18 protein-coding genes are annotated in these 20,480 nt (G+C 66.3%); 10 read left to right on the forward strand and 8 right to left on the reverse strand.

From position 1 onward, the window contains the following. Nucleotides 1-6: 6 nt before the first annotated feature. Entirely contained in the window at nucleotides 7-2,682 is a 2,676-nt protein-coding gene (gene rad50 / locus HALKA_RS0111340; protein WP_026190279.1) for a DNA double-strand break repair ATPase Rad50, read from the forward strand. Here rad50 and HALKA_RS0111345 read toward each other — a convergent pair. The 3 genes from HALKA_RS0111345 to HALKA_RS0111355 all read right to left on the reverse strand — a co-directional run bounded on the left by HALKA_RS0111345 (nucleotide 2,679) and on the right by HALKA_RS0111355 (nucleotide 3,839). Continuing rightward, complete coding sequence (locus tag HALKA_RS0111345; RefSeq protein ID WP_026190280.1) at nucleotides 2,679-3,104, reverse strand: DUF7346 family protein; 426 nt, start codon at nucleotides 3,102-3,104, stop codon at nucleotides 2,679-2,681. The two genes, rad50 and HALKA_RS0111345, sit on opposite strands and share 4 nt — an antisense overlap. A 116-nt stretch (nucleotides 3,105-3,220) precedes the next feature. Then, the gene (locus HALKA_RS19510; protein WP_018258107.1) at nucleotides 3,221-3,607 is read right to left on the reverse strand and encodes a DUF7322 domain-containing protein; all 387 of its coding nucleotides are present in this window, start codon (nucleotides 3,605-3,607) and stop codon (nucleotides 3,221-3,223) included. 43 nt (nucleotides 3,608-3,650) lie between these two features. After that, nucleotides 3,651-3,839: a DUF7331 family protein gene (locus HALKA_RS0111355; RefSeq protein WP_018258108.1), complete on the reverse strand. Its 189-nt coding sequence runs from the start codon at nucleotides 3,837-3,839 to the stop codon at nucleotides 3,651-3,653. Between the two features lie 144 nt (nucleotides 3,840-3,983). Here HALKA_RS0111355 and HALKA_RS0111360 point away from each other — a divergent pair, with 144 nt between their 5' ends. Beyond that, entirely contained in the window at nucleotides 3,984-8,021 is a 4,038-nt protein-coding gene (locus HALKA_RS0111360; RefSeq protein WP_018258109.1) for a DNA polymerase domain-containing protein, read from the forward strand. 63 nt (nucleotides 8,022-8,084) lie between these two features. Next, nucleotides 8,085-8,669, forward strand: coding sequence for a GNAT family N-acetyltransferase (locus HALKA_RS0111365; RefSeq protein WP_018258110.1), 585 nt, complete (start codon nucleotides 8,085-8,087; stop codon nucleotides 8,667-8,669). An 82-nt stretch (nucleotides 8,670-8,751) separates the two neighbouring features. On the opposite strand, the gene glyA is transcribed toward HALKA_RS0111365, so the two are convergent. Beyond that, nucleotides 8,752-9,996: a serine hydroxymethyltransferase gene (gene glyA, locus HALKA_RS0111370; RefSeq protein ID WP_026190281.1), complete on the reverse strand. Its 1,245-nt coding sequence runs from the start codon at nucleotides 9,994-9,996 to the stop codon at nucleotides 8,752-8,754. Between the two features lie 126 nt (nucleotides 9,997-10,122). Here glyA and HALKA_RS0111375 point away from each other — a divergent pair, with 126 nt between their 5' ends. From HALKA_RS0111375 to HALKA_RS0111400, 6 genes are all read left to right on the forward strand, one after another. Further along, on the forward strand, nucleotides 10,123-10,854 hold the full coding sequence (locus HALKA_RS0111375; protein ID WP_026190282.1) for an HFX_2341 family transcriptional regulator domain-containing protein: 732 nt from the start codon (nucleotides 10,123-10,125) through the stop codon (nucleotides 10,852-10,854). Between the two features lie 150 nt (nucleotides 10,855-11,004). Then, on the forward strand, nucleotides 11,005-12,660 hold the full coding sequence (locus tag HALKA_RS0111380; RefSeq protein ID WP_018258113.1) for an MBL fold metallo-hydrolase: 1,656 nt from the start codon (nucleotides 11,005-11,007) through the stop codon (nucleotides 12,658-12,660). 46 nt (nucleotides 12,661-12,706) lie between these two features. Further along, the gene (locus tag HALKA_RS0111385; RefSeq protein ID WP_018258114.1) at nucleotides 12,707-14,389 is read left to right on the forward strand and encodes an acyl-CoA mutase large subunit family protein; all 1,683 of its coding nucleotides are present in this window, start codon (nucleotides 12,707-12,709) and stop codon (nucleotides 14,387-14,389) included. Nucleotides 14,390-14,447: 58 nt separating this feature from the next. After that, nucleotides 14,448-14,888 (forward strand): hypothetical protein, encoded by a 441-nt coding sequence (locus tag HALKA_RS0111390; protein ID WP_018258115.1) that lies wholly within the window; start codon nucleotides 14,448-14,450, stop codon nucleotides 14,886-14,888. A gap of 39 nt (nucleotides 14,889-14,927) precedes the next feature. Next, on the forward strand, nucleotides 14,928-15,317 hold the full coding sequence (gene mce, locus HALKA_RS0111395; protein ID WP_018258116.1) for a methylmalonyl-CoA epimerase: 390 nt from the start codon (nucleotides 14,928-14,930) through the stop codon (nucleotides 15,315-15,317). A 70-nt stretch (nucleotides 15,318-15,387) separates the two neighbouring features. Then, nucleotides 15,388-16,356, forward strand: a complete 969-nt coding sequence (locus tag HALKA_RS0111400) for a nucleotidyltransferase family protein (RefSeq protein WP_015763833.1) — start codon at nucleotides 15,388-15,390, stop codon at nucleotides 16,354-16,356. Between the two features lie 18 nt (nucleotides 16,357-16,374). Here HALKA_RS0111400 and HALKA_RS0111405 read toward each other — a convergent pair whose 3' ends face one another. Further along, nucleotides 16,375-17,631 (reverse strand): NAD(P)/FAD-dependent oxidoreductase, encoded by a 1,257-nt coding sequence (locus HALKA_RS0111405; RefSeq protein ID WP_018258117.1) that lies wholly within the window; start codon nucleotides 17,629-17,631, stop codon nucleotides 16,375-16,377. Between the two features lie 127 nt (nucleotides 17,632-17,758). On the opposite strand from HALKA_RS0111405, the gene HALKA_RS0111410 reads away from it, so the two are divergent. Beyond that, nucleotides 17,759-18,877, forward strand: a complete 1,119-nt coding sequence (locus tag HALKA_RS0111410; protein ID WP_018258118.1) for a threonine synthase — start codon at nucleotides 17,759-17,761, stop codon at nucleotides 18,875-18,877. Here HALKA_RS0111410 and HALKA_RS0111415 read toward each other — a convergent pair. The 3 genes from HALKA_RS0111415 to HALKA_RS0111425 are packed head-to-tail and all read right to left on the reverse strand — an operon-like array spanning nucleotide 18,874 to nucleotide 20,477. Continuing rightward, nucleotides 18,874-19,485, reverse strand: coding sequence for a J domain-containing protein (locus HALKA_RS0111415; protein ID WP_018258119.1), 612 nt, complete (start codon nucleotides 19,483-19,485; stop codon nucleotides 18,874-18,876). The genes HALKA_RS0111410 and HALKA_RS0111415 overlap by 4 nt on opposite strands. Before the next feature lie 49 nt (nucleotides 19,486-19,534). Beyond that, a complete protein-coding gene (locus HALKA_RS0111420) occupies nucleotides 19,535-20,290 on the reverse strand; it encodes a proteasome assembly chaperone family protein (RefSeq protein ID WP_018258120.1) in 756 nt (251 codons plus the stop codon). A 4-nt stretch (nucleotides 20,291-20,294) separates the two neighbouring features. Then, nucleotides 20,295-20,477 carry an RNA-protein complex protein Nop10 gene (locus HALKA_RS0111425; RefSeq protein WP_018258121.1) on the reverse strand — a complete coding sequence of 61 codons (183 nt, stop codon included), beginning with the start codon at nucleotides 20,475-20,477 and terminating at the stop codon, nucleotides 20,295-20,297. Nucleotides 20,478-20,480: the final 3 nt, after the last annotated feature.

Below are 20,480 nucleotides of genomic sequence, written 5' to 3' on the forward strand. Positions count from 1 at the left end.
GATTCGATGAGGATCTCTCGGGTCCGGATGGAGAACTTCAAGTGTTACGGCGAGGCCGACCTGCGGCTCGACCGCGGCGTGACGATCATCCACGGCCTCAACGGCAGCGGGAAGTCCTCGCTGCTGGAGGCCTGTTTCTTCGCGCTCTACGGGACCAAGGCCCTCGACGAGACCCTGGACGAGATCGTCTCGATCGGGGCCGACGACGCGACCGTCGAGCTGTGGTTCAGCCACGGCGGCGGCGACTTCCACATCGAGCGCCGCGTCCGGGCGACGGGCGAGCGAGCGACGACCGCCAAGTGCGTCCTCGAAACACCGGAGGGGAGCTTCGACGGGGCTCGCGCCGTCCGCCGCCGCGTCACCGAACTCCTCCGGATGGACAGCGAGGCGTTCGTCAACTGTGCGTACGTCAGGCAGGGCGAGGTCAACAAGCTGATCAACGCTTCGCCGAGCCAGCGCCAGGACATGCTCGACGACCTCCTCCAGCTCGGGAAGCTAGAGGAGTACCGCGAACGGGCGAGCGACGCCCGCGTCGGCATCGGTCGCGTCCGCGACGACAAACAGGGCGCGCTGGGCCAGCTCGAAGAGCAGATCGCCGAGAAGGAGGAGCGTGACCTCTACGACCGTCTCAACGAACTCCGGAGCCAGATCGCCCAGACCAGCGAGGAGATCGAACGCATCGAAAGCCAGCGCGAGCGGGCAGCCGAGACCCGAGACGACGCCCAGTCGATCATCGACGACTACGAGGAGAGACAGGCCGAACTCGACGAACTCGAAGCCGAGATCGACGAGCTCCGCGAGACGATCGCCGAAACCGAACGGGAGCGAGACGAGATCGACGAGCGGATTCGGGACCGCAAGGAGACGCTGAGCGAGCGCGAGACGGAACTCCGGGAGGCCGTCGCCGAGAGCGCCCTCGACAGCGCCGACTCCGAGGCCGTCTCGGACCGGATCGACGAACTGACCGCCCGCGACGACGAGCTGCGAGACCGGATCGAACAGCAGCGGGTCGCGGCCTCGGAACACGGCAGCGAGGCCGAGTCACTGCGCGAGAGCGCCGCGACTCTCGACGAGCGAGCCACGGAGAAACGCGAGGAGGCCGAGCGGCTCGAAGCCGAGTTGGCCGACACCCGCGAGGACGTACGGGAACGGCGCGGGCAACTCGACGAGATCGACGAGCGAATCGAGACGCTCGCGGCCCGCTTCGAGGACGCACCGGTGGATCGGGACGGCGTCGAAGACCACCGCGACGAGGTCGCGTCGACGCTCGAAGACGCACACCAGCGGGTCACGGAGCTGGAGACGACGCTCGAAAGCGAACGCGAGCGCGTCGCCGAGGCCCAGCAGCTCCTCGAAGCGGGGAAGTGTCCCGAGTGCGGGCAAGACGTGGCGGACTCGCCCCACGTCGAGGGGATCGAGGAGCAGCGCGAACGCATCGAGCAACGCGAGCGTGACCTCGAAGACGCTCGCGAGACCGTCAGGGATCGCGAGGAGCGACTCGAACGAGCCGAGCAACTCGTCGAGACGGCGGCCGAGATCGAGACCCTGGAGACGAGACGCGACGACGTTACGCGCTTGATCGAGGACCGCGAGTCGGGGCTCGACGAGGAGGAAGACCGGATCGAACAGCTCCGGGCCGACGCCGAGGCGTTGGCGTCGGAGGCCGACGAGAAGCGCGAGGCGGCCACCGAGGCCGAGCAAGCGGCCCAGGAGTGTCGCGACGTTGTCGCCGACTGCAATCAGCAGCGCCAGGAGTGCAAGACGGAGCTGGAACGGCTCGAACGCATCGAGACGCTACTCGCGGCGGTCGAGGACTGTGAGGACGACCTCGAACGACTGCGCGAGCAGCGCCAGCAGAAAGGCGAGATCAACGACGAGCGCCGCGAGCGACTCGCCGACAAGCGAGAGCGCACGTCCGCCCTCGAAGCGGAGTTCGACGACGCCAACGTCGAGGAGGCCCGCGCGGAACGCGAGCGGGCGACGGAGTACATCCAGCAGGCAGACGAGAAGCTCGACGAACTTCGGGCCGAACGCGACGACTTACAGGCGAGTGCCGGGGCCGTCGAAAACGAGATCGAGGCCCTGGAGGAGCTCCGTGACCGTCGCGACGAACTGGCGGCGACCGTCGAGAAGCTCGCGACGCTGTACGAGGAAGCCGAGGAGCTGGAGTCGATGTACGGCACCGTCCGCGCGGAGCTGCGCCAGCGCAACGTCGAGACGCTCGAACGGATGCTCAACGACGTGTTCGATCTGGTCTACCAGAACGACTCCTATTCCCACATCGAACTCGACGGGGAGTACCAGCTGACGGTGTACCAGAAAGACGGCGAGGCGCTCGATCCCGAGCAGCTCTCGGGGGGCGAGCGCGCGCTGTTCAACCTCAGTCTCCGGTGTGCGATCTACCGCCTGCTGGCCGAGGGGATCGAGGGGGCCGCACCGATGCCGCCGCTGATCCTCGACGAGCCGACCGTCTTTCTCGACTCCGGGCACGTCTCACGGCTGCTCGGCCTGATCGAGTTCATGCGTGACGACGTGGGCGTCGAGCAGATCGTCGTCGTCAGCCACGACGAGGAACTCGTCGGAGCGGCCGACGCGCTGGTCCGCGTCGAGAAGGACTCGACGACCAACCGCTCGACGGCACGGCGAGTCGAGGCGGGCGTCGTCGCGGACGCCGCCGACTAGTCGCCTCGCAGCGTCGCCAGTGCCTCGCTGGCGACCACAGTGGTGTCGTACCCGCGACCGCCCGGCACGTCCGCTTCCGTGACCAGCCCGGCAGCGCGAAACTCCGCCAGCAGGCCGTGGAGATCGCTCTCGCACAGTTCGTACCGATCGAGGAGGACGCGCACGTCGGTCGGGCCGCGCGCTTCGAGTGTCACCAGCAGTCCCAGCGCGCGGTCGTCGTGTGTGGCGGTCACGACTCGACGGAGCGGCTCGGACACCGCAGTTGCCGCCGTCGAGAGCGGGCTCGTCTCCGTCACCGGTTCGAGGGCGTCGTTCGGGAGGTGGCGCTCCTCGCCGGTCGCCGGATCGCGGACGAGACTCGACTCGCTGGACTGCTCGACCAGCAGATACCGATCACCCTCACGGTCTTCCACAGTTCGCATCGGTCACCGTTCGGCTGGAACGCGTGTAGGTGTTGTGTTGTCTTCGGACGAGCAGTCCACACGCGGCGTCGGCATATCGCGTGGGCGAGCACCGAGCGCCGCCGGTGGCGACGGTCTCACTGAGCGTCTTCCCGCCGGTCCCGGTGGAAGCCGTAGTACCTGACGAGCCCGTACACGAGCGCCAGCGCACCGACGGCAAAAATCTGGAGGCCGCGGTCCCAGTCCCCCAGAAAGTACGCGAACATCGGGCCGACGGCGAGGCCGAAGACGGCGACGTTGAACACCAGAACGAGTTTCCAGAACAGGCGGACGCTCTCGGCGTCGGCGTCGGCCGCCCCCGGTTCCGGCGGGTCGGGAATCTCCGGCCCCATCGATTCCGGATCGGTCTCCGTCCCGGGGGCGGTCGGCACTCCCGGACCGATCTGCTCGGGGTCGGGACCGTCGACCGAGGGAGGCGTCGGCCCCTCGTTCGCGGCGCTATCGTCGGGCTCGTCGCTGCTCACGTCCGGGCTTTCGTCCCACCGGCCAAAAGCGGTTCGCCCTGGCCTACACGCGCTCGGTCAGGGTGACCGCCGTGTCCGTCTGCAGCCACGCGAGCGGGTTCTCGGCGTCGTAGAACACTGTCCCCTCGTCGGTCTCGTAGGTTTCGGTCGTCTCTACTGCCGCCGGCAGTCCGGGTTCGGAGCGTCGCTTCTCCGCGCTGTCCCGCTCGTCTGCGTGTGCGTTGTCCGACATAGGGACTCAGACGTAGGTATGCGATGAGTTACCATATACCTTCTGGCCGTGACCATACTTTCGTCCTGCGATTCGAGCGACACGTTGGGCCGTGGATCGCCGACCGCCGTAGTTTTTATCGGGCATCCCGAACGACGCCACATCATGAGCGAGCAGGGCCAGCAGGACCTCGGCGCGTTCGTCGACAGCGACGACACTGACGACGAGCGCGACGTTGCCCAAGAGGCAGCAGCGGTCGCCGGCACGAGCGCGTCGACTGCCGACGTGGTCGACGCCAGCGATCGACTCTTCGAGGACGTCGAGGAGACGGTTTCGATGGCCGTCACCCAGATCGACTACACCATCGAGGGGCGCGGCGACGACGAGTACCCGATCATCCACGTCTTCGGCCGGACCGAGGACGAGGACGCCGTCCACGCCCGCATCTACGACTTTCGACCGTACTTCTACGCGCCCGCAGAGAACGTCACGGAGGAGCGACTGCGAGGCTACGACAGCATCACTGGCTGGGAGGAGACCGACGCAGACGGCGATCCCTACGAGTCGATCCGAGGCGAGCGACTCGTCAAGATCTTCGGTCGGACGCCCCGTGACGTGGGACAGATCCGCGACGAGTTTGACCACTACGAGGCCGACATCCTGTTTCCCAACCGGTTTCTCATCGACAAGGGGCTCACCAGCGGTGTCGAAGTCCCGCTCAGAGAGGACGACGACGGCAGTCTCCGGGTCCATCACGCGGAGGTCGCGCCCGCGGACGTGCAGGCGACACCGCGAGTCAACGTCTTCGACATCGAGGTCGACGACCGCTCGGGGTTCCCCGAGGACGGCGAGGAGCCGATCGTCTGCCTGACGAGCCACGACTCCTACCGCGACGAGTACGTCCTCTGGCTGTACGAGGCCCCCGACGGGATCGAAGGGCCGGACTCTCTCCCCGACTACGAGCCTATCGAGGGCGAGATCGACGCCGAGATTCGAAGATTCACCGAGGAGGAGGCGATGCTGGAGGCCTTCGTCGACTACATCGACGAGACGAACCCGGACATCCTCAGCGGGTGGAACTTCGACGACTTCGACGCGCCGTACTTCCTCGACCGACTGGAGGAACTCCAGGGTCCACACCACGACTACGACCTGCGTATCGACCGCCTCTCACGAGTGAACGAAGTCTGGCGCTCGGGCTGGGGCGGCCCCGACATCAAGGGTCGGGTCGTCTTCGACCTCCTGTATGCCTATCAGCGGACCCAGTTCAGCGAACTCGACTCCTATCGGCTGGACGCCGTCGGCGAGGTGGAACTGGGCGTCGGAAAGGAACGCTATCCCGGCGACATCGGGGATCTCTGGGAGGACGACCCCGAACGCCTGCTGGAGTACAACCTCCGGGACGTGGAGCTGTGTGTCGAACTCGACCGCGATCAGGACATCGTCGCCTTCTGGGACGAGGTCCGGACCTTCGTCGGCTGTAAGCTCGAAGACGCCACCACGCCCGGTGACGCCGTCGACATGTACGTCCTGCACAAGCTCCACGGCGAGTTCGCACTCCCCTCGAAGGGCCAGCAAGAGAGCGAGGACTACGAGGGCGGGGCCGTGTTCGACCCCATCACCGGTGTCAGAGAGAACGTGACGGTGCTTGACCTGAAGTCGCTGTATCCGATGTGCATGGTGACGACCAACGCGAGCCCCGAAACCAAAGTCGATCCCGAGACCTACGACGGCGACACCTACCGCGCGCCCAACGGGACCCACTTCCGGAAGGAACCGGACGGCGCGATCCGGGAGATGGTCGACGAACTCCTCAGCGAGCGCGAGGAGAAGAAGAGTCTCCGAAACGAGCACGACCCAAAGGAAGCGGCGTACGAGCGCTACGACCGGCAACAAGCGGCGGTGAAGGTGATCATGAACTGCTTTACGCCGGACACCGAGGTCGTCACGCCCGAGGGCGTTCGCGACATCACGGATCTCGAAGTCGGCGACGAAGTGTACTCTCTCGATCCGGAAACGATGCGCATGGAGGTCAAGCCGGTCGTCGAGACCCACGACTACCCCGACTATCGGGGCGACCTCGTCGACATCGAGACGAGTAAGATCGACTTCCGAGTGACGCCGAACCACCGGATGCTCGTCCGGAAGAACGAGACCAACGGGATCACCGAAGACGAGTACGGGTTCGTCGAAGCGGGCGAACTCGATCGAGCGACGAACTACGAACTGCCCCACGACTGGGACGGTCCCGACGGTGAGCGGCTCAACGAGGTGGATCTCGTCGACATCCTTGACGGTGCGTTCGAGGTGTGGTGTGATAACGACGACCACGGACATACTCTTGCCGCAGAGGTTGGGTACCGTCCGGACAAGATGCAAAAGCAGGGTGAAGACGGGACTGGCTACGTGTTTGACGCCGAATCGTTCCGGGAGCACCGTGCGTATATTGATGAGAGCTGTTCAGGGTTTTACGTCCACTCTGAGCGCGGTCGCAAGTGGATTCCGCGGTTTTACGACGGTGACGACTTCCTCGAACTGCTGGCGTGGTACATCACCGAAGGAAGCATCTACACATCTGCGGATAAGCAGTTTGGTGACCATTTCCGAGGTAGTTCAACAACAGTGAACATTGCACAGGATGCGGTCCCGGACGGAGGATCTGGTGACGACCACACACGGATAGGCAGCCTCCTCGACGGCATGGGGTTCGATGTGTACGTCGACGAGAAAGGGTACCAGTTCACTTCGAAACTGCTTGGTGATCTCTTCGAACGGCTCTGTGGTAGCGACAGCTTCGAGAAGCGGATTCCCGAGTTCGTGTTCGAAACGAGCCAAGCACAGAAACGGACCTTCCTTGATACGCTTATCGCTGGCGACGGGGACTGGCAGACCAACAGTTGGCGCTACAGCACTGCAAGTGAACGGCTCCGCGACGATGTCTTACGACTCTGTGCCCATCTCGGACTCACCGCCAGCTACAATGAAGACAGTGGAACGTACCGCATCTACGTCACCGAAGACAGCAAGAACACGCTCCGGATGCACCGGAGTGGCGGTGAAAGCACGGCTGAAAACGGTGTTCACTGTGTCACAGTTGAGGACAACCACACTCTGCTCGCCGGGCGGAACGGGAAATTCCAGTTCGTCGGTCAGTCGCTCTATGGTGTCCTCGGATGGGATCGGTTCCGTCTATACGACAAGGAGATGGGGGCGGCCGTCACGGCGACCGGTCGCAAGGTGATCGATTACACCGACGAAGTCGTCGCCAGAGAGGGGTACGAGGTCGTCTACGGGGATACTGACAGCGTCATGCTACAGGTCGGAGACATCGGCCCGGACGACGTCGAAGGCGACGTTGTGGTCACCGACGAGATGCGGGCAAAACACCCCGAGATGGACGACGGCGAACTGGAAACCGTCGCGGCGACGATCCAGAAGGGGTTCGAACTCGAAGAGACGATCAACGAGGCCTACGACGATTTTGCCCTCGAAGAACTCAACGCGCAGTTTCACCGCTTCCAGATCGAGTTCGAGAAGCTCTATCGGCGCTTCTTCCAGGCGGGCAAGAAGAAGCGCTACGCCGGCCACATCGTCTGGAAGGAGGGCAAAGACGTCGACGACATCGACATCACCGGCTTCGAGTACCAGCGTTCGGACATCGCACCGATCACCAAGCGCGTCCAGAAGGAGGTCATCGACATGATCGTCCACGGCGAGGACGCCGACACGATCAAGGAGTACGTCCACGACGTGATCGAGGACTACCAGGCCGGCAACGTCGACCCCGAAGACATCGGGATCCCCGGCGGTATCGGCCAGAAACTCGACAGCTACGACACCGACACGGCCCAGGTGCGCGGGGCGAAGTACGCCAACATGCTGCTGGGGACGAACTTCCAGAGCGGCTCGAAACCCAAACGGCTCTACCTCGACCGCGTTCACGACGACTTCTTCCAGCGGATCGAGGCCGAGAAGGGCCTCGATCCCGCCGAGGATCCGCTGTACGGCGAGTTCCGCCGCGATCCGGACGTGATCTGTTTCGAGTTCGCCGACCAGATTCCCGAGGAGTTCGAGGTCGACTGGGAGAAGATGCTCGACAAGACGCTGAAGGGTCCGATCGCCAGGATCCTCGAAGCGATGGGCATCTCGTGGGACGAGGTCAAGTCCGGCCAGGAACAGACCGGCCTCGGCCAGTTCATGTGAGCCAACGGGCGTTCCGACGCGGGTGACCGTATCCTTTTCACTCGGGCCGGCCTAGAGCCGAGCATGTACGTCCGAGACGCCAAAAACCGAGAGGAGGTCTGGTTGCTGGATCACATCGAGGAGATGGGGCTCGACGCGAGTGCGTTTCGGTCCCGCGACTACGTCATCGCGATCGACGAGGCGGACAACGAGAAGGCCGGCTTCGGCCGCATCCGGATCCACAGGACCGACGACACGGAGATCTGCGAGCTGACGAGTATCGGCGTCCTCGACAGCTGGCGCGGTCAGGGCGTCGGCGCACACGTCATCGAACGACTCGTCGAGTACGCCGGGGATCAGGGCTTCGACGAGGTGTACTCGCTGACCGACGAAGCCGACTACCTCCAGCAGTTCGGCTTCGAACCGATCGAGGTGGCTCAGCTGCCGGAGAAACTCCGCGAGCGACTGGCGACCAAACAGGAGAACATCCAGCCGGAGGCGGTGCCGGTCCGGCTGGCCGTCGACCGCTTCGAGCTGCCCCAGCGCTTCCGTGACGCGTTCAAGGATGCCGCCCCTGGTGCCGACGAAGAAGCCGAGCCGGAGGAAGGGCCGGAGGACTTCGGGATCGACCCGGACGAGGCGACCTACAAGTACGACACTGGGCGGTAGATTCGGCTCGTTCGGGTCCACATCCGGACGAGGCGACCTACAAGTACGACACTGGGCGGTAGAGTCGGCTCGTTCGGGGCCGCTATTCGTAGACTGGGAACCGATCACAGAGGTCGGTGACGACCTCGCCCGCGTTCTCTCGGACGGTCTCGTCATCGGGCGCGTCGAGCACGTCCGCGATGGCCTCGGCGAGCCGCCGAGTCGCGTCGGCGTCGAAGCCCCGCGTCGTGATCGCGGGCGTGCCGAGGCGGACGCCGCTGGTGACCGTCGATTTGCGCCGGTCGCCGGGGACCGTCGACTTGTTGCAGACGATGCCGGCGTCTTCGAGGGCTGCTTCGGCGCGCTGACCGGTGAGATCGGGATGGCTCTGCTGGAAGTCCACGAGGACGAAGTGTACGTCGGTGCCGCCCGAGACCAGATCGAAGTCGCGCTGGGACAGTTGCTCGTCGAGGGTGGTCGCGTTCTCGACGATCTGGTCCGCGTACGACTCGAACGCCGGCTGGAGAGCCTCGTGGAAGCCTGCGGCCTTGCCCGCGACGTTGTGCATCAGCGGGCCGCCCTGACAGCCCGGGAACACCGCTCGGTCGACCGCCTTTGCGTACTCCTCGCTGGCCATGATCATGCCACCCCGGCCCGACCGGATCGTCTTGTGCGTCGAACAGGTCACCACGTCGGCGACGCCGACTGGAGAGGGGTAGAGATCGGCGGCGACGAGGCCGGTGAGGTGGGCGATGTCGGCGACGTGGACGGCGTCGACCGATTCGGCGATCGCTTGCAGACGCTCCCAGTCGATGTGCCGGGGATACGCAGAGTAGCCAGAGACGAGCAGGTCCGGGTCCGCCTCGCGAGCGCGCTCGGTGACGGCCTCGTAGTCGAGCCGGCCGGTCTCCGGGTCGACGTGGTAGTGGGCTACGTCGTAGTGGGTCGCCACCGCGGTCGCGTCGTGGCCGTGGCTGAGGTGGCCGCCATCGGAGAGTTCCAGCGAGAGGATGCGGTCACCCGGTGCCAGCAGGGCCTCGTAGGCCGCGAGGTTGGCCTGCGTGCCCGAGTGTGGCTGGACGTTGGCGTGGGGCGCGTCGAACAGTTCTCTCGCGCGCTCGATTGCCAGTCGTTCGACCTCGTCGGCGTGCTCACAGCCGGCGTAGTAGCGGTCGCCCGGACGGCCCTCGGCGTAGTTGTTCGTCAGGACAGAGCCCTGTGCCCGCAAGACGGCCTCGCTGGCGTGGTTCTCGCTGGCGATCAGCGTCAGCGTCTCGCGCTGGCGCTCTCGTTCGGCTGACAGTGCGTCCGCGAGCGACTCGTCGACTGCGGTCAGATCTGTCGGCACGGTCGATCGCACTCGGGGATCTGGTAAGAGTTCTATCACGACAGCGGCGACAGTCACGGGACGGCCGACACAGTTGTCGCTATTGTCGACACAGTCTTTTTGTGCCGGGGTGTCGACGCCGTAGACATGGACGTTGCCCAGCGCGTACACTTGATGCCCGTCGGCTACGAGAACGACCGGATCGTCCTCTCTGCCCAGCGGTTCAGCGCCGACCGCGTCGTGTTGCTGGCGTACGACGACCAGACGCCTCATCCCTCTTACAGCGAGACCGTCCGTGAGCGCCTGGACGGCGCGGGCATCGACCACGAGACGATCGACTGCAACATCTTCGACTTCTACGACTCGCTGGGGACCATCGCCGAACTGGCGACGCGCCTCGACGACCACGACGTGTACGTCAACCTCGCGACCGGCAGCAAGGTCACCGCCATCGGCGGCATGATCGCCTGCATGGCGACGGGCGCGACGCCGTACTACGTCCGGGCCGAGCGCTACGCCGCCGAGACGGACGGCGACGTTGCCGAGGGCATCCGCGAGGTGACGGAGCTGCCGACGTATCCGATGGACCATCCCGATCCCCAGCAGGTGGCGGTCATGGCACACCTCGAAGCGGAAGGCGGTGTGACCAAGCGGGCGCTGATCGACTTCGGCGAGCAGGAGGGCCTGCCCTTCCTCGCGGAACACGACGCCGCGAATCGGAAGAGCCAGTACCGACTGCTCGACAGTCACGTCCTCACGCCTCTCTCGGAGACCGGCTACGTCACGATCACCGAGCGAGGGCGCTCGAAACGCGTCGAGCTGACCGACGCCGGTCACAACACGCTGCGGGCCTTCCGGTACCTGCTCGACGACGCGTGAACTGCGGTCGCCACGTCCGTTCTGGGTCCCTTCCCGTCGTCCACGACGGCAGCGACGCGAGACTGTGCCGCGGCCGCCCCACCGGCGCTTGCGGGGGACATATTTATTATCGAACCGAGTGTTTCGACCCAGTGGGATGGTGAAATCAGTGTGCGCATAACGTATCAACACGCGAATCCCCGAGGGGGCAAGGAGTCGACGCTGCTGCGTTTCGAGGGGCTGATTCCCGATCAGACCGTCGCCGTATTGATCGACGCCGGCAGTGGGGCGACGGTCGACGATCTGTTGGATCGGTCGGCCGACGAGTACCTGACGGCCATCTGTCTGACACACGCCCACCTCGACCACTACGAGTCGCTCGGTCGGGTGATTCAAGACGGCGCACCGATTCTGGCAACGCCGTCGACGACCGCAATTCTCGAAGACGTGTTAGCGGCGGGAGAGGCGTACTACGACATCACCGAGACCGAGCGGGTCCTCGACCGACTCGACGCGTGTTCCTCGTGGACGCGCCTCGTCGAGGGGCTCCACGTCCATCCGGTCCCCGCGGGTCACGCACCGGGTGCCTGTGGGTTCCTCTTCGCCGTCAGGGACGACGACGTGTACCGAACGATCCTGGCCACCGGGGACTTCACGCGACGCGGGGCGGCGGGGTATCCCGGCCTCCCGACGGACCTCCCGGTCGACGCGCTGGTCCTGACCGGCGCGACGAACTCCTCGTTCGAGGCGACGGCTACGGAGCTCGTCACGTCGATCACGGAGCGGGTACTGGCCGGAGCACCGGTCCTCGCCTGTGTCAGCGCGCTCACTGGCGTCCAGATCGCTTACTGGCTCGGCCACTACTTCGATCGGATCGACGAGCGGGTTCCGATTCGACTCGCGGGTCACGTCGCGAACGTGTACGACCGGCTCGGGTACGAGGTTCCCGCCGTCGAGTCGATCCCCGTATTCGACGATCCGGGGCAGTTCGTCGAGAACGGTGCAATCGCCATCGCCGGCCCCGAGGTGCCGGTCGACGGGAGTTCGAGCAGGCTCTTCGAGCAACTGCGGACCGACGCCAACGCCTTCGTCGTCCAAGTGACCGGCGGGGGGACGGACCCAGTCACGTCGGGTCGATGCACGACGGCCGATTTCGTCTTCAGCAATCATCCGACGAGAGAGGTCGTCGACGACGTGGTCGCGGCGTACGACCCGGTCCACGCGGTCGTCGTCCACCAGCGCAGCGACGGCGCGGACCGCTTTACCGACCGATACGACAGTTACGTGTGGGCCACCGACGACGCCGACGAGTACTGCCTGTTCGATCGGGGCGGGTGGACGGGACCGCCCTGGGTGTCCGAGCGCACCGTCAGAACCGTCGAAGCCAACACCGACATGACCGGGCACCTGTTCGAGGACATTTCGTCGTCGTCGGTTCCCGTCCCGACGGTCGAGCGAACTCCCTCCGTTGATCTGACCGGCGAGGGACTCCACCTCGACAGCCTCGACGAGCGCTTTGGAGGGCGCGAGCCGGTCGCGGACACGAGTCCGCCGTCGCCGACGGCCGACGACGCGGCGGCGTCAGCGGTGGACGACGCGGCGGAGTCAGTGGTGGACGGCGCTGACGAGTCAGCGGACGAAGGGTCGCCGGGGTTGGCCGACATCGAGCGCCGACTCGACGCGATCGAAACGCGGCTCCGTGCCGACGAGTTCGAGGCCCGCGTTATCGACGCCCACGACGGCGTCACACTGTTGCGACTCGACGAGGAGATCGACGGTGTCTCTCACGGTGACCGGCTGACGGTGTCGCTCTCGCCGATCGAGTGAGACGTGGCGCGCCACCCTTTTGATCGCGCCGCCCGAGAGATCAGCCATGTTCGATCCCGAGGAACTGGCGGCCATCCGCGCCGAGAAAGAGCGCTGGCACGAGGAGACCGCCCGGCCGACGCTCGACCGGTTCGGGGAGCGCGAGGAGCAGTTCACCACTGACACGGCGGGCCGCGAGGTCGACCGACTCTACACGCCCGCAGACGTGGCCGACCTCGACTACGAGGAGGATCTGGGGTTCCCCGCAGAGGAGCCCTACACTCGCGGCGTCTACTCGACGATGTACCGCGGACAGCTGTGGACGATGCGTCAGTACGCCGGCATGGGCACCGCCGCCGAGACGAACGAACGGTTCCAGTACCTGCTCGACCAGGGCCAGACCGGGCTCTCGATGGCCTTCGATCTGCCGACACAGATGGGCTACGACTCCGACGACGCAATGGCGGCCGGCGAGGTCGGGAAGACCGGCGTCGCCATCGACTCGCTGCGGGACATGGAGGTCGTCTTCGACGGGATCGATCTGAGCGAGGTCTCGACCTCGATGACGATCAACGCGCCAGCGAGCGTGTTGCTGGCGATGTACGTCGCCATCGGCGACCAGCAGGGCGTCCCGCGAGACGAACTGCGCGGGACGATTCAAAACGACGTGCTCAAAGAGTACATCGCACGCAACACCTACATCTACCCGCCGGAGCCGTCGATGCGGATCATCACCGACATCTTCGAGTTCTGTTCTCAGGAGGTACCGAAGTTCAACACGATCTCCATCTCCGGCTACCACATCCGCGAGGCCGGCTCGACGGCGGCCCAGGAGATCGCCTTTACCCTGGGCAACGGCATCGAGTACGTCGAGACCGCTCTCGAAGCCGGACTCGACATCGACGACTTCGCTCCGCAGCTGTCCTTTTTCTTCGCCGCCTACAACAACATCTTCGAGGAGGCCGCGAAGTTCCGGGCGGCCAGGCGGCTGTGGGCCGAGATCATGGAGGAGCGCTTCGATCCCGACGACCCGAAGAGCAAGCAACTGAAGTTCCACACCCAGACGGCCGGCTCGACGCTGACGGCCCAGCAGGTCGAGAACAACGTCGTCCGCGTCGCTTACCAGGCACTGGCCGCGGTGCTGGGCGGGACACAGAGCCTCCACACGAACGGCAAAGACGAGGCCGTCGGCCTCCCGACGGAAGATTCGGTTCGGACCGCGTTGCGGACACAGCAGATCCTCGCCCACGAGTCCGGCGTCGCCGACACCATCGATCCGCTGGGCGGGAGCTACTACGTCGAATCGCTCACCGACGAGCTGGCCGCCGACGCCCGCGAGATCCTCGACACCGTCGACGACCGCGGCGGGATGCGCCGGGCGATCGAGGACCAGTGGGTCCAGCGCCAGATCCAGGACGTGGCCTACGAGCGCCAGCAAGAACAGGAGGCCGGTGATCGGATCATCGTCGGCGTCAACGAGTTCACCGTCGACGAGGAAGAGCCGGTCGAGATCGAGGAGGTCGACGAGACGCTCGAAGCCAGACAGCACGAACGCCTCGACGCCCTCCGCGAGGAACGCGACGACGACCTCGTCGCCGAGCGCCTCGACGCCCTCCGTGTCGCCGCCGAGGGCGACGGCAATCTCCTGCCGCCGATGATCCGAGCGGTCAAGGCCTACGCGACCACGGGCGAGATCTGCGACGTGCTCCGGGACGCCTTCGGCGAGTACCAGCCGGGTGGGCCGGCGTAGGACCGTCGTCCGGCGATAGCGACAACTGATTTAAGTAGGCGGTACATCGGGGCCATACATGGTCGAAACGAGACGGCTCGTCGCAGTCTTCCTGATCGGACTGCTCGTCGGCGTCGCCGCGACGACGGCCGTGAGCCTGGGCTTTCAGCAATCGCTGAGCGTTTCGGTGCCGTCGTCGTCCGTGTCCGGCGACTGTAACTCGACCGCTGACGCGAGCGGGTGGGCCGCACAGGTCCCGAACCGCGGCCACCAGACGATCCTGCTGAACCAGACGATCTCTGGTCCGGTGGCCGGTAGCTCACTGGAGGGCGACACCGACTTCCGCCTGACGATCGACACCAGCAGCTCCGAGCCCGACTGTCGGTACGAGGCAGTGTTGACGCTGCCGGACAACTTCGACTCGCTGACGGTGCTACACGACGACCGTACGGTGCTCCGGATCCAGAACCGGGGCGACGACACCTCACGGTTCTGGCAGCTCAACGAATCGGCAGCCTAGGACCCCAGTCATTAGTGGGCTCGCGCTGTCGGCTCGGATATGCACTTCGACCACGCCGGCATCGCGACCGACGACGCGGCCACGCTCGCGGCGCTGTATCGTGACCTTCTGGACGCACCGATCGCTCACGAAGAGCGCTTCGACGGCCTCGATGTCGTCTTTCTCGAACTCGACGGCGGCTACTTCGAGTTGCTGGAACCGACGGCCGACGCCGACGGCGCGATCGCCGGCCATCTCGACGACCACGGCCCCGGCATTCACCACCTCGCCGTCGCCACCGACGACATCGAGGACGCACTCGCGGCCGCACGCTCTGCCGGCGTGGACCTGATCGACGAGGAACCGCGGCCCGGAGCGTGGGGCCACGACGTGGCCTTCCTCCACCCGCGCTCGACCGGCGGCGTGTTGCTGGAGTTCGTCGAGCACTGACCGCCTCTCGTCGTTCGGGACCGTCGGCGAGAACAAAAAAGACTTACTCCAGCCTCGGGTGCGTTCCCGTATGAAGGCTGTCGTCCTCGCCGGCGGTTACGCGACCCGTCTCTGGCCGGTCACGAAACACCGGCCCAAGATGCTCCTGCCGATCGGTGACAGCACCGTCATCGACCGCATTCTGGGCGAACTCGAACGCGACGATCGCATTTCGGAGGTGTTCGTCAGCACCAACGAGCGGTTCGCGACCGACTTCGAGGCTCACCTCGCAGACTCGTCGTACGAGAAGCCGAAACTCACCGTCGAGGACACGACGGAGGAAGACGAGAAGTTCGGCGTCGTCGGCGCGCTCGCCCAGCTCGTCGATCGGGAGGGGATCACGGACGAGGATCTGCTGGTCGTCGCCGGCGACAACCTCATCAGCTTCGACGTGGCCGAGTTCCTCGACTTCTTCGAAGGTGCCGGCACGCCGACGATCGCGGCCTACGACGTGGGTTCCAGAGAGCGAGCGAAGTCCTACGGGCTGGTCGAACTCGACGGCGACGAGGTCGTCGACTTCCAGGAGAAGCCCGACGATCCCAACAGCACGCTCGTCTCGATCGCCTGCTACGCCTTCCCGGCGGAATCGGTCCGTTTCGAGGAGTACCTCTCGGGTGGGAACAACCCCGACGAGCCCGGCTGGTTCATCCAGTGGCTCGTCGCCAACGACGCCGTCTCCGCCTTTACCTTCGACGGCGCGTGGTACGACATCGGCACGCCCGAGAGCTACCTCGAAGCGGTCGCCTGGGAGCTGGACGGCGACGCCGTCGTCGCCGACTCGGCCACGGTCGAGAACACCACCGTCGGCGAGAACGTCCACGTCCTCGACGGCGCAGAGATCGTCGATTCCAGGCTCGACAACTCCGTCGTCTTCCCCGAGGCGACGATCCGTGACAGCGATGTCCGGCAGTCGATCATCGACCGCGAGACCCACATCGAGGACCTCGATCTGGCTGGCGCGTTGATCGGGGCCCACACGCACATCACGAACGGCGAGTGATCGCTCGCTCCGACGTTCTCACTGCGTATCGAGCGCCGCTCCCGCGGCGACTCGCCCGCTCTCCAGTGCGCCCTGGATCGACGACCAGCGGGTGTAGTCCCCGGCCAGCACCACCGGCCCCTCCGGAGCGTCGACCGCGGGCAAGCCGGCCCGGAATCCCGGTGGCTGATCGAACTGCGCGAACTCGATGCGGTCGGTCTCGATCAGTTCGAGGTCGGCGAAGCTGGCCTGGGGGTACCACTCGGACAGGGCCGTCCGGACCGTCTCGAACAGCGTCTCGTCGTCGGCCTCTCGCTCTCCGAGGAAGGTCGCAGCGTACGACGCGTGGCCGTCCGGGGCGTACTCCGGTGCGACCGCCGACAGCGGTGCGATCTGGTTCGGCCGGTCGTCCTCGGCGTTGAGCACGATCCGCCGCCCCATCTCCGGACGATCGCCCGACGGCAGTGCGACGTGTTGGGTGACACAGCTCCGTGCCGTCGTCGTGATCGCCGCCACGCCGGTGAGGTCGCTCGCGGCCTTCGGATCGGTCGCGACGACGGCGGCGTCGGCCCCGACGGACTCGTCGCCGATTTCGACGGTGACGCCGTCGCCGGGAACGACCGCGTCGACGGTCGTTCCGGTTTCGACGGTGACGCCGGCCGCCCGCGCCCGGTCGGCGAGCTGGGCCGTGATCGCACCCATGCCGCCGGCCGGCACGGCGGTCGATCCCTCGGTGAGCATCTTGAACGTGTACTCGAAGACGGCGCTGTCCGTCGACAGCGATCGGTCGAGCGTGATCCCGCCGTAGAAGGGCGCTGCGAAGGACTCGACGAACCCCTCGGAGAATCCTCGATCGGCGAGATACGTCTCGATCGAGGAGCCGCCACGCCGGAGAATCTCGTCGACCGAGCGTCCGCGCAGCTCGCGCTGGAGGCGGTAGAGCCTGAGTAGGTCCCGAATCGTCACCTCGTCGTTGAAGATCGTCGCCAGCGCCGAGCCGGGATCTCGGAGGGGATCGGCCAGCACCGATCGCTTGCCCGGCCGGGCGATCGTCGCACCGGGAGTGAACCGCCGGAGGTCGAGCGCGTCCAGGTCCAGCTCCCGTTCGACCGCCGGATAGGCGGGAAAGAGGACCTGGAACCCACGGTCGAGCGTGTACCCGTCGACGGTACGAGAGCGAACGCGCCCACCGACGGTCTCGCGTCGTTCGAACAACGTCACGTCCGCGCCCGACTCGGCGAGGTGGCGGGCCGCGACCAGCCCCGCCAGTCCGCCGCCGACGACCACGACATCCATACCGGATCGTTCGACCGCGACCACAAAAACGGCTCGGGCTTTGCTACGTCACGGTCGAGCCACCCCGAGACGGGAGTCGAAGGAGCCCGACCGTACAGCACAAGGGAGCAGGGTCCACAGTGCGAGTATGGAGACGAGTCCGGCCTTTCGCGAGTTCGCCTGTGCAGACTGCGAGGAGACGTTCGACGCCGACGAGATCGAGCTGCGCTGTCCGGCGTGTGGCGGCCTCCTCGTGGCCCGGTACGATCACGATGCCCGTACGGAGCCGACGCGGCCGCCGCTTCCGCTGGCCCGCGAGCGCCGCCACTCGCTCGACGAGGGCGAGACGCCCGCGACCGACTGTCCGACACTGGCCGACGAGATCGGGGTCGATCGACTCCTGCTCAAAGACGAAGGGCGAAATCCGACCGGCGCGGCGACGGATCGCGGACTCGCGGTCGCCGTCAGTGCCGGCGCGGCAGTCGGTGCCGACGCCGTTTCGCTCCCGACGACCGGCAACGGCGGTCAGTCGGCGGCTGCCTACGCCGGTCGGGCCGGCGTGACCGCTCACAGCTACGTCCCCTCGCGGTGTCCGTTCGTCAACAAAGCGATGATCAACGTCCACGGCGGGGAGATGAACGTCGTCGAGGGACGCTATCCCGACGCGCTGGCGGCCTACGAGGACAGCGACGAGGCGCGGTTCCCCGTCGGTCCGTCGTCGCCGTACCGCCGCGCGGGCGTCAAGCGACTGGGCTACGAGCTGCTCACCGGGCCGGCCCCGTCGGCGATCGTGGTCCCGACCGGCCACGGGATCGTCCTCGCCGCGATCCACACGGCGATCGAGGAACTCCGGGAAGCCGGTGCCCTCGACGCGACGCCGCGCCTCTATGCCGCACAGCCAGCGGGCTGTGCGCCCATCGTCGACGCCTGCGGAACCGCCGACGCGGTCGCGGCCACCGAACAGCCCGACACGATCGTCGGCCCCCTGGAAGTCCCCGATCCCGCGGTCGGCTCTCTGGCCGTCGCGGCCGTCGACGAGACCGGCGGGCGCGGCGTCGCCGTCTCGGACAGCGACGCGTTGCAGGCGGCCGTCGACGCGGCCGGCACTGCCGGCGTCGAACTCAGCGCGACCGGCGGCGTCGCCCTGGCCGGCGCGCGCGAACTCGCCGCGGAGTTCGAGAATGAGACGATCGCGCTGGTCAACCCCGTCGCGGGCTCGAAAGAGGACGACCTGCTTCGCAGCCACCTCATGAGTCAGGGCATCTAGTCGGCGGCGTGTTGCTTCGCTCTCGTGTAGGCCCGTCTGACGCGCTTGAACGCCTCCTCGTCGCCGCCGTGGTCCGGATGGACCTCTTTGACCTTGCTCCGGTAAGCTCCCTTGACCTCCTCCAGGGTCGCCGAGGCGGGCAGACCGAGCTCGCGGAAGGCGTCGGCCGTCGGGTGGTACTCAGACCCGTCGTCGCTCTCTCCGGTCGACCCACCGTCGATTTCGGGCGTCTCGAACGGGAGCCTGGCACCGAGGTGCCAGCCCGGCATCTCGTGTTCGACCAGGACGGGGACGGTCGGTGATCGGTCGATCCGGTAGTAGGCCCGCGCGTCGAACGTGATCGCTACGTCGCGCTTGGGCAGGTAGAAGGCGACGGGCTGGCCCTCGACGAAGTGATCCTCCGCGAAGGGCTCCTCGATCGCTCGCAGGTACGACCGAAGCTCCTCGCGTCGCCGCCCCTCACCCGTGCCGGACGAGCCATCGGCTGCCGGCGGCGGGAAGAGTCTGGCTGCAGCGACGAACAGGCCGGCGACGGCGACGCTGCCGACCACTCCGACGCCCAGGCCCACCACGAGCCACTCCGGCAGCGACCCAAACTGCGCGAACACGGCCCCACGTTCGGCTGGCGTGATAAAGAATCGTTCGCTGTCGGTGCGATCAGCCGATGTACCGAAGGTCTTCGTCGGAGGGGGTCGGCGTCCCCTGTTCCATCTCCTGAATCTTCCGGGCGACTTCCTCCATCTCGTCTGCGCGGTCTTCGAGTGCCTCGTAGTCGATCTCGAAGCCGAGCAGTTCCTGGAGGATCTCCAGGACCGCCTGCGCGCTCTTGGGGTCGACGAGATAGCCCGAGGTTTCTCCCATGAGACAGGCCGCGTCGAGGTCACGGCGGCCGCTCAGCCCAAGCAAGAGGCCCGAGACGCCGACGATACCGCCTGCGGGCTCGTTCTCGCGGAAGGCGACGCCGACCGATTCGAGTTCCTCGATCAGCGAGTCGGTCGTCGACGCCCCGAGCACGTCGTACTCCTCGATCAGTTCGCCGGTCGGGACGCCACCGAGCGCGTACACCGACTCGACGCCGAACTCCTCGGCCACGTCGAGGAAGGTGTCGGTCAGCCCGTAGTGGCCCCCGTTGTCCTGTGCCTGGTGGTCGCCCGTGAGCACGAGCATGTCCCGCCCGTCTTCTGGCCTGACGGCGTGAAACTCCGCCGACGCCAGCTGTGTCGTGCCGTCTTCGACGGTGACCTGTGGCGGGAAGTGCTGGGAGTAGACGCGGGCGACCAGCACGCTGTCGAGTTCTTCGAGCAGGTGTTCGACCGCGAGCTTGCCGACGTGGCCGACGCCGGGCAATCCTTCGACCAGTACCGGATCGGTCAACTCGCCGTCCGCGATTCGCTCGATCTCGAACTCGTCCATGGCCCTACTCCCGTCGCCGTCGCTTAAGTGCGCGTCGATACTCGCCGTAGGGGTCTTCGGGATCGAACGGTGCCGGCGCGCTGTTGACGGCGTCGCTCCCACACTCGGGACAGCGCTCAGAAAGCGTGTAGACGGGCCGGTCGTGCTCGGACGCCCACTCGGAACAGACGCGGAGATCGGCCCGCATCGG

This window comes from Halomicrobium katesii DSM 19301 (assembly GCF_000379085.1).
Classification (GTDB): Archaea; Halobacteriota; Halobacteria; order Halobacteriales; family Haloarculaceae; genus Halomicrobium; species Halomicrobium katesii.